We start from the raw sequence: 13,298 nt of genomic DNA, 5'->3' as shown, positions 1-13,298 counted from the left end.
GGTAATCTTGCGGCATGCGCTACGAACTCACAGATCTCCGTCTTTTCCTTGCCATCGCCGAGGCGAAAAGCTTGTCGGGCGGGGCCAACACGGTACACCTGACCGCGTCATCCGCCAGTTACCGGCTGAAGAATCTGGAGTTCGCGATGGGCGTGCCGCTGTTCAAGCGCGAGGCGCGCGGCATGGAGCTCACGGCGGAAGGCACGTTCGTGCTGAAGCATGTGCGCTCGCTGCTGGCAGGCGTTGAACGCATGCACGGCGAAGTCAGCGGCTTTGCCAGCGGGCTGAAGGGCAGCGTCAAGCTGTTCGCCAACAGCAGTTCGTTGAATGGGTTCATCGTGCCCAGTCTGAGCCGTTTCCTGTCGGCCAACCCCAATGTGAACATCCTGCTGGAAGAGCGCTCCAGCAACACGATTGAAGCCGCCATCGCAGGCCAGGAAGCGGATATCGGCATCTTTGCCGGCCAGGCGAAATCCGCAGGCGTGAACGCCGTCCGCTACGCGATTGATGAGCTCATCATTGCCGCGCCGCTGAATCATCCGGTGGTGGAGAGTTCACCCGTGCGCTTCCCGGCGGTGCTGGATCTGGACTTCGTCTGCATGAGCCGCGCCAGCAGCAATTACATTTTCCTGCGCGACATGGCCAAGCTGGCCGGCAAGACGCCCAAGGTGCGCATCCATGTGCATACCTTCGACGCCGTGCTGTCCATGGTTGAGGCCGGCGTGGGGGTGTCGCTGGTGCCGCGCAGCATCGCCGCCACCGCGCTACGCGAGAAGCGTATCGCGGCGGTGGCGATCAGCGAGCCCTGGGCGCTGCGCGAACTGACGTTGGTGACGCAGGCCGGCGTGCCGCTGTCGCCGTTCGTTGAACAGGTTGCCGAATACCTGCTGGACGACCCGGTTGTCGCGGCAACACGCGGGGCGGGCTGATCAGCCCTTGCGTTCGCGCTTGCTTGCCAGGAATTCGTTCATGAATTTCTGCGGTTCGCCGGTGTTGAAGGCTGCGCCGAATTCCGCGACGCTATCCTCGATCGCCTCATCCACGGACATGGTTTCCCAGCGGCGCAGCAGCTTCTTCTGCTGACGCAAGGCCGCCGGCCCCAACGCCGCGAAGCCTTCGGCCAGCTTGCGCACGGCCTGATCCAATTCGGCCTGCGGCACGGCGGCGTTGACCAGCCCCCAGTCTTGCGCGCGGCGGGCATCGATCAATTCACCCGTCAGCAACATCCACGCGCTGTTGGCCGCGCCAATCAACTGCGGCATCAGCGCGGCATGAATCACCGACGGAATGCCGACCTTGACTTCAGGCATGCCGAATTGCGCGTGGTCGGCGCAGATGCGCAAGTCGCAGGCCAGGGCGAATTCCAGGCCGCCGCCCAGGCACCATCCCGGAATGCGGGCGATGACGGGCACCGGGAAGTGGCGCACGGCGTTGCAAAGATCACGCAGGTTCGAGATAAAGCGCTGGGCGCGCTGTTCATCCAGGGCGGCCATTTCCGCGATGTCGGCGCCTGCGACGAACGCCCGGTCGCTGGCGCCTCGCAATACCAGCACGCGCACCGAGTCGTCTTGGCGCAATTGGTCAAGCGCCTCGCGCAGGCCGTTGATCACGGGCGTGCTCAGAATGTTCAGCACCCCGGCGTCTTCGATGGTCAGGGTGGCGATGCCAGCGGCGTCTATTTCAGCGCTGGCGTGGGGAAAGGCTAGGTTTCTGGTAGTCACGTGGGTTCCTCTTACTGCATTTTCTCGAATTTGATGTCTTCGACCACCGTCTTCCAGTGGGCGTAGGACTGCGCGATCAGGGCGCCGAATTCGTCACGCGACATCGGGCTGGGCACCGCGCCCTGCTTCTCGATGGCGTCGATGGTTGCTGGGTCGGCCAGTGCCTGGCGCACCGCCGCGTTCAGTTTGTCCAGCACCGGCGCTGGCGTGCCGGCGGGCGCGGCCAGGCCGAACCACGACGGGTTGTTCATGGCCGGCAAGCCGGCCTCCGCGTAGGTCGGCACATCCGGCAGGACTTTGAGCCGCTGCTTGGCGGCCACTGCCAACGGGCGGATGCGTTGCCCCTGGATCAAGGGATAGGACGACGGAATGTTGTCGAACACCACCTGCACTTGTCCCGCGACCAGATCGTTCAACGCCGGCCCCAAGCCTTTGTACGGCACGTGCAGCATGCGCGTGCCGGTGGTCTTCATGAACAATTCGCCATTCATGTGGCTCAGGCCGCCATTGCCCGAGGAGCCGAATGCGTACTTGTTGGGATCGGCCTTGAGCAGCTTCAGGAACGCAGCCAGGTCTTGCGCGGGAAGCGCCGGATTCACGACCAGCACGTTGGGCACGTCGGCCAGGTTGCTGATGGGGGCAAAGTCGCGGACGGGGTCGTAAGCACTCTTGGCGTAGACGTTGGGATTGACCGCATGCGAGCTTTCGACGGCCATCACCAGGGTGTAGCCGTCGGCAGGTTGCTTGGCGGCGTAGGCCGAACCGATGCTGCCGCCAGCACCGGGCTTGTTCTCGATGATGACGGATTGGCCCAGTTGCATGCCGAGTTTGTTGCTGACAACGCGAGCAATGATGTCGGTGGTGCCGCCCACTGCGTAAGGCACGACCAGACGGATCGGCCGGTCGGGATAGTCCGCGGCGGCAAGGCCCGGCAACGCCAGGCAGGCCAGCGCGACGGCTAGCGGGAATTTGATGGGTTTCATTGTTGTCTCCTCGGGGTCGTTCAAATCGTGGCCGGGTTCGTCAGCACGGCGTCTGTGTGCTCGCCCAGCAGCGGCGGCGCCGCTCCCAGGGCGCTGGCAGGTGTGCCGGCCAGTAGCGGGTTGCGCACCAGCCGGACTTCGCCCAGCACCGGGTGCTGAGTGGTCTGAAGCAGTTCACGGTGCTGCACCTGCGGATGCGCAAAGACCTCGTCCAAGGTGTGGATGGGCCCCCATGGCACACCGGCTGCGTCAAACGCATCGGTCCAATGCTTGCGCGGCGCGGACGCCAGTGCGGCGGCGACCAGCGGGCGCAGGCTGTCCATGTGCGCCAACCGCGCGCTGTTGGTGGCATAGCGTGCATCGGCCGCCCATTCGGGCTGGCCAACCACGCCGCTGAAGCGCGCGAATTGACCGTCGTTGCCGATCGCCAGGATCACGTGCCCATCCGCGCAGCCGAACACCTCGTACGGCGCGCAGTTCGGATGGGCATTGCCGCTGCGCTTGGGCGCCACGCCCGACACCAGATAGTTGGCGCCCTGATTGGCGTTCAGCGCCACCGCCACATCCAGCAAACAGATGTCCAGCGGCAGGCCCTGGCCGGTCTGGTCGCGCTGGCGCAAGGCGGCCAGCACGGCAGACGTCGCGTACATGCCCGTCATCAGGTCCACCACCGCGACGCCTGTGCGCAGTGGGCCCGCGCCCGGAGTGCCGTCGGGTTGGCCGGTGTAGCTCATCAGGCCGCCCATGCCCTGGAACACGTAGTCATATCCCGGCTTGCCAGCCATGGGGCCGGACTGGCCGTAACCGGTGATGGACAGGTAGATCAGGCGCGGGTTGATACGGGCAAGCGATGCGTAGTCCAGTCCGTACTTGCGCAAGCCGCCAGCCTTGTAGTTTTCAACCAGGATGTCGGCGTCAGCCACCAGTTCGCGCACGCGCGCAGCCCCCGCTTCCGAGGCGAAGTCGATGGCAACCGACTGCTTGCCTCGGTTGCAGGCCATGAAATACGCCGACATGGACGCGCTGCCATCATCGGAATGAAGGTCGGGGGGCCCCCAGCCGCGCGTGTCGTCGCCGCGCTCCGGGTGTTCGATCTTGATGACCTCCGCACCAAGATCCGACAGGTTTTGCGTGCACCAGGGGCCCGCGAGAATGCGCGACAAGTCCACGACTTTGATACCGCGCAAGGCGTTGTGAAGCATAGTGTCTCCGTGATTCAGCCGCTTTTCGAAAATTATGTCAGCGGCCCCGTCCCACGAGGAGTTGAAAGTTTCGAACGCTGCGTTCGCGGGGGTTCAAGGCGGGTTCTGCCACGGGCAAGCCCGGCCCCGCTTTAGAAAACCGCGAACGTTGAGTTCGAATATTTCGGATGGAATAGTGCGACCCGCGCGGCCATACTGGCCTGACCGAAGCGCATCGACTGCCGCGCTGCCCGGACGATAAAAATTCCCTGGAGACAACCATGAACCGCAATATCCTGCGACGCGGCGCGACCGGTGCGCTGCTTTTTTGCAGCCTGGCCGCAAGCGTCGCCCACACGGCTCACGCCGAATATCCCGATCATCCTGTCACCGTCGTGGTGGCGTTCGCGCCCGGCGGCATGACGGACATCGTCGCACGCCTGCTGTCAGCCGAATTGGGAAAACGCTTCAAGCAGACCTTCGTGGTCGAGAACAAGCCCGGCGCCGCCGGACAAGTCGGCACCGAGTTGGTGGCACGCCAGAAGAACGACGGCTACACGCTGCTGGTCAGCGCCACGGGCCATGTGATCGGGCCGGCGGTCAATGACAAGGTTCGCTACGACCCCGTCAAGGACTTCGCGCCGATCGGCATCCTGGCCCGAGCGCCGAACCTGGTGGTGGTCAATGCGGGCCTGCCGGTCAAGACCATCCCTGAATTTCTGGCATGGGGAAAATCCCAGCCTGGCGTGCCGTATGGCTCCGCGGGCTTCGGGGGGTCGACCCACCTGGGTGGAGAGTGGTTGAAGAAGATCACGGGCGTGCCGATGGAGCACGTGCCCTACAAGGGTGCGTCGCCCGCCACCAATGCGGTGGTATCCGGTGAGCTCAAGGTGGCGGTGCAGGATGCGATGAGCGTCGCCCCATTCATCAAGTCGGGCCAATTGCGTCCGATTGGCGTGGCCAGCGCAGAACGCAGCAAGCTGTTCCCGGATCTGCCGACATTCGCGGAATCGGGTGCGCCGGGCCTGGACGTCTACACCTGGCTGGGATTCTATGCACCGGCCGGCACGGACCCGGCCATCGTGGCCAAGCTGAATCAAGCCACGAACGACATCATGAATTCACCGGAAATGGTGGCGCGTCTGGCGGGGCAGAACAGCGAACCGCTAGGTCCGATGACGCCGGAGCAGGTGACTGCATTCGTGACGGGCGAAACCGCCAAATGGCGCAATGTCGTGAAGACGACCGGCGTCAAGGTCGAGTGATGGCTTGGGATGCGCACCGCGCGCATCCCCGGGGCACGCCTCCGTCAAGGCGGCCTGCCCCTTAGCCGTCGGATGCCGGTGTTGGCGCGGCCCGCACGGCGAACACTGCGTTCGCCTTCAGCATGCTGCGGCCTTCCACCAACAGCAGGCAATTCGCGTAGATCAGCCGCTTGCCCTGTTTGTCGATGCGCACATGCGCCTCCAGCCAGTCCCCCGGCTTGACGGCATTCAGGTATTCCACCGACATCTGCACCGTCACCACGGACACCTGCGCCTGCTGCGCGATCGTGAACCCCAGCGCACTATCGGCCAGCGTGGCCAACAGGCCGCCGTGGGCAATCGCGTGCATATTGGTGTGGGCATGTGCGACGCGCATGCCCAGGACCGAATCGGCATCGCGGCGGTACAGCGCGCCAAGTTCGGTCAGATGCGTCATGAAGGGACTACTTGGCTGCCAGGGCTCGAAGCCAGAAGGGATAGTGTCTGTCATGGGCTCACGCGGAAAGGTCCGGAATGGACCTGGGAGTGGGTTTGAATGCTGGCGGGTATGCCCCAGTATCGCAAAGAAGGCCGCGCCGGCATGGTGCCAGGCGCGGCCCTGACCGCTCTGCGGACGTCTTGCGGTGACGCCGCGGGACGCCTGCCGAGGGCGTCTCAGAACGCGGTTGCGCCTTCGACGGCCTTCCGTTCCAGCAGCGCGGCGGGTTTCCAGTGTTCACCATGCGCCTGTCGCAATGCGCGGATCTTCTCCAGCGTGACGCCAAGCCCAAGCGTCTGCGCATAGAACATCGGGCCGCCGCGCGCGCCGGGGAATCCGTATCCGTGCACGTAGACCACATCCACATCCGATGCGCGCTGCGCGATGCCTTCGTCGATGATCTGCGCCCCCTCATTCACCAGCGCCAGCATGCAGCGTTCAACGATTTCCTGATCGCTGACCGCGCGCCGGACGATACCGGCCTCACGCGCACAATCCTCGATGATGCCGTCGACCACTGGGTCGGGCAGCGGCTGACGGCTGCCTGGCTCGTAGCGGTAATAGCCAGCCTGCGTCTTCTGCCCAAAACGGCCCAGTTCGCAGATGCGGTCGGCCACCTTGGAATACCGCAGATGCGCGGGCCGGGTCGGCGCCAGGCGCTTGCGGGTTGCCCAGTTGATATCCATGCCAGCCAAGTCCGCCATCGCCAAGGGTCCCATGGCCATGCCGAAGCGCGTCAGCGCGGCGTCAATCTGCTGCGGGCTGGCGCCCTCTTCCAGCAGAAAGCCGGCCTCGCGCCAGTAGCCTGTCAACATGCGGTTGCCGACGAAGCCTTCGCATACGCCGACCAGCACCGGGATCTTGCCGATCTTCTGCGCCGCCGCCATGCAGGTGGCGATAACGTCAGCGCTGGTGCGCGCCCCCCGCACCACCTCCAGCAGCTTCATCACGTTCGCCGGGCTGAAGAAATGCAGACCGATCACCGCTTCCGGCCGCGACGTGCTGGCAGCGATCTCATCGATGTTCAGGCGCGACGTGTTGGTGGCCAGGATGGCGCCAGGTTTGCAGACGGCATCCAGCTGGCGGAACACGGCTTGCTTGACCGCCATGTCCTCGAACACGGCTTCGATCACCAGATCCGCTTGGGCCAGATCCTGGATATCCAGGCTGGGGGTGATGCGCGCCATACGGGCGGCAACGCCGTCCGCGTCGAGCTTGCCTTTGGCTGCGGTGATGTCGTAGTTCTTGCGGATGAGCGCCAAACCACGGTCCAACGCGGCGGACTCGCGCTCATGCAACAGCACCGCGTAGCCCGCGTTCGCGAATGCCATGGCGATACCTCCGCCCATGGTGCCCGCGCCCAGAATGGCCACCTGCGCAACCGACCCCGCCTGACCGCCATCGGCCACGCGCGGGGCTTCCTTTTCCGCGAAGAACAGATGGCGTAGCGCCTTGGACGCATCGCCGGCAACCAGCGTGTCGAACTGCCGGCGCTCTTCATCCAGCCCTGCTTCAATGGGCAGATGCGTCGCCGCCTCGACGCAGTCCGTTGCCGCCCGCTGGGCCTCAGCATTGCGCGCCTTGGAACTCAGCTTGGCGCGTGCCGCGTCGAAGTCGATGCCGCTACCGTCCACCTTGCGTTGCGCCGCAACCGGATGCCCGTCGTGCGCGGCGCGGTCTCGCGCGTAGGCCAGCGCAAATTCCAGGAGATCGCCGTCCGCCACGGCATCCAGCAACCCTGACTGCAACGCAGCCGCCGCATCAATGGGCGTTCCCGTTTGGATCATTTTTAGCGCAGGGGCCACACCGATCAGGCGCGGCAGCCGTTGCGTGCCGCCGCCTCCGGGCACCAGTCCCAGATTCACTTCGGGCAGACCCAGTCGCGCACCTGCCTGTGCCACGCGATAGTGGCAGCCCAAGGCGAGTTCCAGGCCTCCCCCCAATGCAAAGCCATGGATGGCCGCAACGACCGGCTTGTCCGACACCTCGATCGCCGCGATCACGTCGCGCAGCATGGGTTTGGCCACGGCGGCCGGCGTGTTGAACTGGCGGATGTCGGCGCCGCCGCAGAAAGCCTTGCCGGCCCCCACGATGACGATGGCGTCGACGTTGGCATCGGCGCGCGCCCGGGCCAACCCGGCATGCACTCCGCTGCGCACGGTGTCGCCCAGGCCATTGACGGGCGGATTATCAAGAAATAGCACCGCGACGCGCCCGTGCAATGCGTAGCGCACAGTACTGGAGACGTCATCAGACGTGGGGGGGACGATCAGCGTCATGTTGGTTCCTTGCGGTGGCGCGGCTTACGCCCGCGCCAGCCGCTGATAGCGGTTGAGATGATGGCGAGTGTCGCCAAGCGTGTATTCAATGGCCAGCAGGCGTTTGACGTAATGTCCCACGGGAAGCTCATCGGTCATGCCCATGCCGCCATGCAGCTGGATGCTCTGCTGGCTGATGTAGCGGGCGGCCTCGCCGCATCGGGCCTTGGCGGCCGACACCAGCCGGCCACGCAGCCGCGCATCGGCCGTATCCGCGCGGGCGGCTGTCCAGGTGAGCGATCGCGCCTGTTCCAGCACCAGCAACATATCGACCAAACGGTGCTGGACGGCCTGGAATCCGCTGAGCGCGCGGCCGAACTGGCGACGCGCATCGGTGTGTTCGCGCGTGGCATCCAGCAACGCCTGCATGGCGCCCAGCGCTTCCGCGCACAAGGCGATGCGCGTCGTGTCCGCCGCTTGCTCCAGGGCGTTGCCCACCTCGCCCAATCGCGCCGCGTCTGGCACGCGGCATCCGTTGAAGGTGATGTCCGCATAACTGCGTCCGTCCACGCCCACAGCGCCCTGGCGAGTCACGCCCGGCATCACGTTGTGCGCTTCCGCTTCGACCAGGAACAGCCCAACGCCCTGGGCGTCGCGCGCCGTGACCAGCAATTGCCTTGCCCCCGCGCCAAACGGCACCCGCCGCTTCACGCCGTTCAGAATCCAGTCCTCGCCCTGACGCTCCGCCGTGACGCCCTCACCATCCAATGACCATTCCGACCTGGGTCCCGCAGAGGCCAGCACCGGCGCGGCCGAACCTTGCGCAATGCCAGCAAGCAAACGGTGGACCGTGCCGCCATCCGGCATCAACGCCAGTAACTGGCCACACAGCAACGCGCTGGCATCATAGGGCTCGGTCACCAGGTGGCGGCCGAACTGCTGCATCAGCACGCAGACGTCGGTCAACGCGGATTCCATGCCACCCGCCGCTGCGGGCAGGCCCAACCCAAGCAACCCCATGTCGGCGAAGGTCCGCCAATGCGGCGAGGACGCGGGGTCGGCATCGACGGGTAACGCGGGCCTGCCGGCAGGCGCGGGGTATTCGCCTTGCAGATAGCGCGCGACGGCATCATCCAAGGCGCGTTCGTCGTCGGAGTAGTCGTCCGCGGCGCCCAGCGCCAACTTGGCGATGATGTTCTTCTGCACTTCGTCCGTGCCGCCGTAGATCGATATCTTGCGCAGATTCAGATAGAAGCCGGGCATGGCTTCCAGCGCTTCCTCCATGGTCGGCTCGCCGTGCTCGTAATCACGCTCCAAGGCCAGGGATTGATAAGCCAGCGCGTGCGAACCCGCAGTGTCGACCAATGCCTCGCTGATGCGCTGCGCGAGCGTGGACCCCAGGTATTTCAGGATGGACGCTTCGGCGCCATGACCCGCGCCGCGCTGATCACGCGCAATCAGCCGCAGATTGGTCTGTTCCAGCGCCAGCGTATCGATCTCCAGCTGCGCCAGGCGATGCGCGAACACAGGATCGTCGGCCAGCGTCACGCCGTCCACCACCCGTTGCGCCGCCAACCGTTGCAAATGACCCAATTCGCGTTTTGCCCGCCCTACCCGCGCCGCGCCGAAGCGTTCGTGCGACAGCAGATACTTGGCGTATGTCCAGCCACGATCCGCCTCGCCCACCAGATGGGTCGCGGGCACCACCACGTCATCCAGGAAGACTTCGTTGATTTCGTCGCCGCCGTCCAGCGTCCGGATCGGACGCAACGACACACCCGGGCTGCGCATGTCGATCAGCAGGAAAGAAATGCCTTCCTGCGCCTTGGCATCGGGATCCGTGCGCGCCAGGCAGAACATCATGTCGGCGTACTGCGCATAGGTCGTCCAGGTCTTCTGGCCGTTGACCACAAAGGTGTCGCCCTCGCGCCGTGCCCGGGTGGACAACGACGCCAGATCCGACCCCGCCCCCGGTTCGGAATAGCCTTGGCACCACCAATCCTGTCCACTGAGGATTCGCGGCAAGAAATGGCTTTTCTGCCAGGCCGAGCCGTAGGCCATGATGACCGGCGCCACCATCCGCAGCCCGAAGGGCACGGTTTCAGGGGCGCCAGCCAGCGCGCATTCCTCGTCGAACACGTTGCGCTGCCCGATATCCCAAGCCGCGCCGCCATGCTCTTTTGGCCAATTCGGCGCAACCCAGCCGCGCTCGTGCAGGATCTGATGCCAGCGCAGGAAATCCTGCTTCTCCAGCCGCTGGTGATCCAGCACCTTGCGCCGCAAATCGACGGGAAGACGGTCACACAGGAAGGCGCGGACTTCGGTGCGGAACCCCTCCAAGTCCGTATCAACCGGCATGGTCAACATCCGTGGCAAAGCGCAGCGGCGCGTCGGTGGCCGCCTGCAAGGCTTCGCGGGTCAGACCGGGCGCCATGTCGCGCACCAGGAATCCTTCGGGTGTTATGTCCAGCGTGGCCAGGTCGGTATAGACGCGATCGACGCAGCCGGCGCCCGTCAAGGGTAGGTCGCATACGCGGCGCAAGCGGGAACGGCCGTCACGGGTGGTGTGCTCCATCAGCACATGGACGCGCTTGGCACCCACGGCCAGATCCATGGCGCCGCCCACCGCCGCAGCCACGCCGGGCTGGCCAAGCGACCAATTCGCCAGGTCGCCGTTTTCCGAGACCTGGTAGGCCCCCAGGATGCAATAGTCCAGATGACCGCCCCGCATCATGGCGAAGGAGTCGGCATGATTGAAGAAGCTGCCGCCGGCCGACAAGGCCACATGCTTCTTGGCCGCATTGGTAAGGTCGGGATCCACCGGGTCGTCTTGCGAGCGCGCCCGCATGCCCAGGATGCCATTCTCGCTGTGCACGATGACGCCGTGTTCGGGCGTCCAGTAGTCCAGCGCCATGACGGGCATGCCGATCCCCAGGTTGACGTAGGCGCCAGCAGGAATGTCAGCGGCCGCCCGGCGAGCGATGTCCTCGCGCGTGTAACGTTGGGTCATTGCAAGGCTCCGGTCAGTTGGGTGTCGGGGATGCGCAGTACGCGCTGCACGAAGATCCCCGGCGTGACGATGTGCTCCGGGTCCAGCCCGCCCACTTCTGCCAGGGCATGCACTTGCACGATGGCGGTGGCCGAGGCCATGCACATCAGCGGCCCGAAATTGCGCCCGGCCTTGCGATAGACCAGATTGCCCAGGGGGTCTGCGCAATAGGCTTTCACCAGCGCATAGTCGGCATGCAAGGGCTCTTCGAAGACATGGCCGACGCCTTTGATGACGCGCGTTTCCTTGCCCTGCGCCAGCAGCGTGCCGTAGCCCGTCGGGGTGAAGAAACCGCCCAGGCCCGAACCCGCCGCGCGCAACCGTTCGGCCAGTGTGCCCTGCGGCACGCACTCGTATTCGATCTTGCCTTCGGCATAGGCCGATTCAAAGGCTTGGGATTCCGCGCCGCGCGGATAGGACGCGATCAGTTTGCGCACGCGGCCCAGCCGGATCAGGCGGGCCAGACCGCTATCGCGGCTGCCGCTGTTGTTGCACGCAACCGTCAGTTCACGCGCGCCCTGCTCCACCAGCGCGTCCAGCAGGTCCACCGGCTGGCCGGACAAGCCAAAGCCACTGACAAGGACCGTGGCGCCATCGGGGATATCCGCCACGGCCTGCGCGGCGGAATCGACTGTCTTGTTCATGGGATCCGTCATCACAAGGTATGGGAAAGAATGGCCGTGGCCTGGCTGGACAACACGCCGCCATTGCCATGCACCAGCGCCACGTCGGCTTTGCCGACCTGGCGTTCACCGGCCTCGCGGCGCAACTGCGCCACGGCTTCGATCACCAGGAAGATGCTGTACATGCCCGGGTGCGTGAACGACAGCCCGCCGCCATTGGTATTCATCGGAAAGTCGCCACCCGGCTCGATCCGGCCGCCGCCGATGAACGCGCCGCCCTCGCCCTTGGCGCAAAAGCCCAGATCTTCCAGGAACAGGATGGGATTGATGGTGAAGGCGTCGTACAGTTCGACCAGATCGATGTCGGCCGGCGTCAGGCCAGCTTCGGCAAAGGCGGCCCGGCCCGAATCCACGGCCGGCGTCACGGTGACATCCGGCATGCAGGATATCTGCCGGTGCCAGTGTGCGTGGCCGGTTCCCAACACGTAGATCGGACGCGGGTGCAGATCGCGCGCACGATCGGCGCGCGTCACGACGAAGGCGCCCGCGCCGTCGGTCACCAGGCAGCAATCGCGCACGGTCAGCGGGTCCGAGATCATTTTTGCGCCCAGCACATCGTCGATCGTCAGCGGCGTGCGCAGGAAAGCGTCGGGGTTCAACTGCGCCCACTTGCGCGCAGCCACCGCCACTTCAGCCAACTGGCGCCGCGTGGTGCCGTACTGATGCATATGACGAGCCGCGGCCAGCGCGTAGCTGGTCACCGGGTTGAATGGCTTGTAAGGATGTTCGTAGGGCTGCGGGTCCAGCGCCGCGCGCATCTGATTGATCTGCGTGCTGCTGGGCGCGCTGCGCGGATTGGCGCCGTAGCACACCAGCACATGGTCACATTGGCCGGCCTCGATGGCCATGGCCGCGATCTTCAAGTCTGCGATGAACGACGACCCGCCGAACATCGTGCTGTCGGAAAAGCGCGGCTGGATGCCCAGGTATTCCGACATGCGCATGACCCACCAGGGCGAGGTCAGGCTAGACGTGATGATGCCGTCGATGTCCTGCATCTTCAGACCGCTGGCGGCCACGGCGCGGTGGGCGGCCTGCGCGATGATTTCCTGCTCGGTGCGTCCGCCGCAGTCTCCCAGACCGGCCATGCCCGTACCCAGAACGGCAATCGCGCCGCGATAGCTGCGGCCGCTCATGCCCGTTCCCCGGGTTGCGCAACGAATACCAGCAACGGTTCGCCGTCGACGGTATCGATCCGTGCTTGCACCGGCATCCCGATACGGACGGCGTCAGGCGGCATATCCACCACGCGGCTCATCAGGCGCGGGCCTTCGGCCAGGTCGACGAGACACACGGTGTAGTCGCCGGCCTTGCTGCGCACGATGGTGGTGGAATAGACCTGACCCTGGCCGCTGGGCTCGGTCCAGCGCAGTGTGTCCGCGCCGCAATGCGGGCAGATCACCCGGGGATAGAAATGATGCCGGGCGCAGGCTTGGCATTGCGGAATCATGAAGCGGCCCTGCGCAAGCTGCTCGAAGTAATGGCGTTCGGCACTGGCGGCCGGCTCGGTTGCGGTGTGCGGCATGCTGATCGTGTCCGCCCGGAAGGCGGCGGTCTCCGTTATAGGTCGTTGTCCGTCTGGCATGGCTGCCATGCGTCAAACGATTTTAGGAATGTGGCCCGCCACTGACCATCCGAAAGTTTCGAAGGCATCATTCGGCATATACGAAACGCGCGCGG

The 13,298-nt window shown here is 65.2% G+C and carries 11 protein-coding genes and 2 pseudogenes; 2 read left to right on the top strand and 11 right to left on the bottom strand.

Annotation, left to right across the window (positions count from 1 at the left end; genetic code table 11):
* The first annotated feature begins 14 nt into the window (after positions 1–14).
* Positions 15–929 carry a LysR family transcriptional regulator gene (locus HV753_RS07725; RefSeq protein WP_175173875.1) on the top strand — a complete coding sequence of 305 codons (915 nt, stop codon included), beginning with the start codon at positions 15–17 and terminating at the stop codon, positions 927–929.
* On the opposite strand, the gene HV753_RS07720 is transcribed toward HV753_RS07725, so the two are convergent.
* From HV753_RS07720 to HV753_RS07710, 3 genes are read right to left on the bottom strand one after another with little or no spacing between them, the layout of a single operon-like run.
* Positions 930–1,721 carry an enoyl-CoA hydratase gene (locus tag HV753_RS07720; protein WP_175173874.1) on the bottom strand — a complete coding sequence of 264 codons (792 nt, stop codon included), beginning with the start codon at positions 1,719–1,721 and terminating at the stop codon, positions 930–932.
* Between the two features lie 11 nt (positions 1,722–1,732).
* Positions 1,733–2,704: a Bug family tripartite tricarboxylate transporter substrate binding protein gene (locus tag HV753_RS07715; RefSeq protein WP_175173873.1), complete on the bottom strand. Its 972-nt coding sequence runs from the start codon at positions 2,702–2,704 to the stop codon at positions 1,733–1,735.
* Between the two features lie 20 nt (positions 2,705–2,724).
* Positions 2,725–3,906, bottom strand: coding sequence for a CaiB/BaiF CoA transferase family protein (locus HV753_RS07710; RefSeq protein WP_175173872.1), 1,182 nt, complete (start codon positions 3,904–3,906; stop codon positions 2,725–2,727).
* A 260-nt stretch (positions 3,907–4,166) separates the two neighbouring features.
* Here HV753_RS07710 and HV753_RS07705 point away from each other — a divergent pair, with 260 nt between their 5' ends.
* Positions 4,167–5,150 (top strand): Bug family tripartite tricarboxylate transporter substrate binding protein, encoded by a 984-nt coding sequence (locus tag HV753_RS07705; RefSeq protein WP_175173871.1) that lies wholly within the window; start codon positions 4,167–4,169, stop codon positions 5,148–5,150.
* Positions 5,151–5,211: 61 nt separating this feature from the next.
* Here the strand turns inward: HV753_RS07705 and HV753_RS07700 are convergent, their stop codons facing one another.
* The 8 genes and pseudogenes from HV753_RS07700 to HV753_RS07670 form a co-directional block, all read right to left on the bottom strand.
* The gene (locus tag HV753_RS07700) at positions 5,212–5,640 is read right to left on the bottom strand and encodes a PaaI family thioesterase (RefSeq protein ID WP_175173870.1); all 429 of its coding nucleotides are present in this window, start codon (positions 5,638–5,640) and stop codon (positions 5,212–5,214) included.
* Between the two features lie 164 nt (positions 5,641–5,804).
* Positions 5,805–7,907 (bottom strand): 3-hydroxyacyl-CoA dehydrogenase NAD-binding domain-containing protein, encoded by a 2,103-nt coding sequence (locus HV753_RS07695; protein WP_175173869.1) that lies wholly within the window; start codon positions 7,905–7,907, stop codon positions 5,805–5,807.
* Positions 7,908–7,931: 24 nt separating this feature from the next.
* A pseudogene (locus HV753_RS31235) lies at positions 7,932–9,029 on the bottom strand (acyl-CoA dehydrogenase family protein); the annotation flags it as partial.
* A gap of 27 nt (positions 9,030–9,056) precedes the next feature.
* Positions 9,057–10,244, bottom strand: a pseudogene (locus tag HV753_RS31230) (acyl-CoA dehydrogenase family protein); the annotation flags it as partial.
* On the bottom strand, positions 10,234–10,896 hold the full coding sequence (locus tag HV753_RS07685; protein ID WP_175173867.1) for a 3-oxoacid CoA-transferase subunit B: 663 nt from the start codon (positions 10,894–10,896) through the stop codon (positions 10,234–10,236). The pseudogene HV753_RS31230 and the gene HV753_RS07685, both read right to left, overlap by 11 nt.
* Entirely contained in the window at positions 10,893–11,591 is a 699-nt protein-coding gene (locus tag HV753_RS07680) for a 3-oxoacid CoA-transferase subunit A (protein WP_175173866.1), read from the bottom strand. The genes HV753_RS07685 and HV753_RS07680 overlap by 4 nt, the downstream gene beginning before the upstream one ends.
* Positions 11,591–12,754 (bottom strand): thiolase, encoded by a 1,164-nt coding sequence (locus HV753_RS07675; protein WP_175173865.1) that lies wholly within the window; start codon positions 12,752–12,754, stop codon positions 11,591–11,593. The genes HV753_RS07680 and HV753_RS07675 overlap by 1 nt, the downstream gene beginning before the upstream one ends.
* On the bottom strand, positions 12,751–13,143 hold the full coding sequence (locus tag HV753_RS07670) for a Zn-ribbon domain-containing OB-fold protein (RefSeq protein WP_175173864.1): 393 nt from the start codon (positions 13,141–13,143) through the stop codon (positions 12,751–12,753). The genes HV753_RS07675 and HV753_RS07670 overlap by 4 nt, the downstream gene beginning before the upstream one ends.
* Positions 13,144–13,298 lie beyond the last annotated feature (155 nt).

The sequence above is a fragment of the Achromobacter pestifer genome (assembly GCF_902859625.1).
GTDB lineage: Bacteria > Pseudomonadota > Gammaproteobacteria > Burkholderiales > Burkholderiaceae_B > Achromobacter > Achromobacter pestifer.
This window is presented reverse-complemented; position numbering and strand designations above follow the sequence as displayed.

What these genes read in the sequence shown, in the direction of transcription:
- HV753_RS07680 (WP_175173866.1), bottom strand. Translation starts at nt 11,591, where the DNA reads ATGACGGATCCCATGAACAAGACAGTCGATTCCGCCGCGCAGGCCGTG.
- HV753_RS07715 (WP_175173873.1), bottom strand. Translation starts at nt 2,704, where the DNA reads ATGAAACCCATCAAATTCCCGCTAGCCGTCGCGCTGGCCTGCCTGGCG.
- HV753_RS07710 (WP_175173872.1), bottom strand. Translation starts at nt 3,906, where the DNA reads ATGCTTCACAACGCCTTGCGCGGTATCAAAGTCGTGGACTTGTCGCGC.
- HV753_RS07695 (WP_175173869.1), bottom strand. Translation starts at nt 7,907, where the DNA reads ATGACGCTGATCGTCCCCCCCACGTCTGATGACGTCTCCAGTACTGTG.
- HV753_RS07675 (WP_175173865.1), bottom strand. Translation starts at nt 12,754, where the DNA reads ATGAGCGGCCGCAGCTATCGCGGCGCGATTGCCGTTCTGGGTACGGGC.
- HV753_RS07705 (WP_175173871.1), top strand. Translation starts at nt 4,167, where the DNA reads ATGAACCGCAATATCCTGCGACGCGGCGCGACCGGTGCGCTGCTTTTT.
- HV753_RS07700 (WP_175173870.1), bottom strand. Translation starts at nt 5,640, where the DNA reads ATGACAGACACTATCCCTTCTGGCTTCGAGCCCTGGCAGCCAAGTAGT.
- HV753_RS07670 (WP_175173864.1), bottom strand. Translation starts at nt 13,143, where the DNA reads ATGCCGCACACCGCAACCGAGCCGGCCGCCAGTGCCGAACGCCATTAC.
- HV753_RS07685 (WP_175173867.1), bottom strand. Translation starts at nt 10,896, where the DNA reads ATGACCCAACGTTACACGCGCGAGGACATCGCTCGCCGGGCGGCCGCT.
- HV753_RS07725 (WP_175173875.1), top strand. Translation starts at nt 15, where the DNA reads ATGCGCTACGAACTCACAGATCTCCGTCTTTTCCTTGCCATCGCCGAG.